The 1,792-nt window shown below is 72.3% G+C and carries 2 protein-coding genes; one reads left to right on the top strand and one right to left on the bottom strand.

From position 1 onward, the window contains the following. The first annotated feature begins 128 nt into the window (after positions 1-128). A complete protein-coding gene (locus ACN675_RS29015) occupies positions 129-266 on the top strand; it encodes a hypothetical protein (protein WP_420754094.1) in 138 nt (45 codons plus the stop codon). 82 nt (positions 267-348) lie between these two features. Here ACN675_RS29015 and ACN675_RS29010 read toward each other — a convergent pair. Continuing rightward, the coding region (locus tag ACN675_RS29010; RefSeq protein ID WP_420754093.1) for an SbcC/MukB-like Walker B domain-containing protein at positions 349-1,792 on the bottom strand (1,444 nt) is incomplete at its 5' end.

Raw genomic sequence — 1,792 nt, 5'->3', positions numbered from 1 at the left:
GCGCCGCGGGGCGCCCGCGACGCAGGACCCTGTCCCGCCCGAGCCCGCGCACATTGGTCATGCACAGCAGCACGTCGCCCGGGCCCCGGAACACCTGGACCGGGCGATCGCCGGCATGCTCTCCGACGGTGGTCATCACGAACCTCCTGCACCGACCCGGCAGCCCGGATTCCACGACCGGCGCGAACATCGAAATGCGTTCTGCGGAAAAGGCTTTCCGCTACGCTTCGCGCGACCGGGCGGTGCTGCCGATACCGTCAGTGTGAGCCCGCGGCCGTGCCGGGGACCATCCCCCGCACGGGGGATATCGGACGCCGGCGGGGCGACGGCACCCCGCCGGCCGGGTCACTACGCGAACTCGAGCGCCCCCTCGACCGGCGCGAGCACCCGCCGGGTCCCCGGCGACCCCAGCGCCGCGGTCAGCTCCGACCCGTCGTGCTCGGCGAGCAGATCCCCGCTCGACCACACCAGCAGCGTCGCCGCGACCGTGTGCTCGGCCACCGAATGCGCCAGGTCGTAGTGCGCACACGCCGGCACCCCGGCATAGGTGATCCACAGGTCGAACCCGGTCATGAACAGATCCAGGTCGAACTGCACACACAGGCTCAGCAGCTCGCTGCGGCCGGTGTCGTCGACCCCGGCGAACGCCTCGTCCAGCGCCAGCAGCCGCGGCGCGTGCGGATCCGCCGAATCGAGCATCACGTGCGCCGCCGCGAACAACGGCAGATGCAGCGACACCGACTGCTCACCACCGGACAGCGCCGAATGCCGCGCCACCGTCAACCGGTCCTCGGTGCCGTCCGCGGAGATCAGGCTGAACGAGAACACCCGCCACCGCCGGTAGTCCAGCGTCGAAGCCAGGATCTCCGGATACGACCGCTCCGGGTGCGCCGCCCGCTCCGCACGGATCTGCGCCGCGAAATGCGCTCGCACCTCGGACAATTCGTCCGCCCCCAACGCCGACGCGTCGCGGTCCAGCAACCGGCACACCGCCCGCGACCGGTCGTCGAGATGATCGGCCAGCGCCCAGTGCACCCCGATCGTGTTGCCCGAGGACATGTGCCGCTTGCGCATCTCGGCGCCCATCCGGGCGATCAGCGCGCGGGCGTCGACGGTGCGTTCGTGGATCTGCTGCGCCAGCCCGGTCAGCAACGCGTCCTCGAGGATGCGGCGCTCGGCGTCGGTGAGCAACAGTTCCTGATCGCGGCGCGCGGCGGCGATCCGTGTCGCGAACTGCCCGACGGACGAGAAGCCCTGCTCGTCCTGCACCCGCACCACGGTCACCCCGTCCGGGGCGTCCCAGTGCAGCCGGTAGTCCTGACCGGCCGCCGCCAGCTGCGCGTCGAACTCCTGCAACGCCGACGTCAGCGCCGTGCGCGTCGACTTGCGGGCCGACTCGGACACCGTCACCGACTCGGTCGCCGCCAGCAGCGACGCGAACAGCGCCGACACCTCCGCCGGCAGCACCGGCACCTCCTCGCCGGTGCCGCGCTGGATCCGGTACACCAGCTGATCGGCGTCGAGCCACGCCGCCGGCCCCGCAGGCCACGCGTGCGGCTGCTCGATCCCCAACAGGCCCAGCAGTTCCGGACGCGCATAGGGGGCCAGGTGCTCGGCGTCCGCGAGCGCCTCCACCAGCGCCGACCGCAGCGTCTGCTCGGCCGCGGTGTGCGCGGCCTCGGCCTTGCCGATCCGCTCGATCGCCGCGTCGTAGGCCTTACGGGCGGTGCGCTGCGCCGCCTTCGCCGCCTCGATCCGCGCACGGGCCTGCTCGAGTTGCTCGTCGATCTGT

It is taken from the genome of Rhodococcus sp. O3, assembly GCF_048897285.1.
GTDB lineage: Bacteria > Actinomycetota > Actinomycetes > Mycobacteriales > Mycobacteriaceae > Rhodococcus.
The sequence above is the reverse complement of the archived record's forward strand: the minus strand, read 5'-3'. Positions and strand labels throughout refer to the sequence as shown.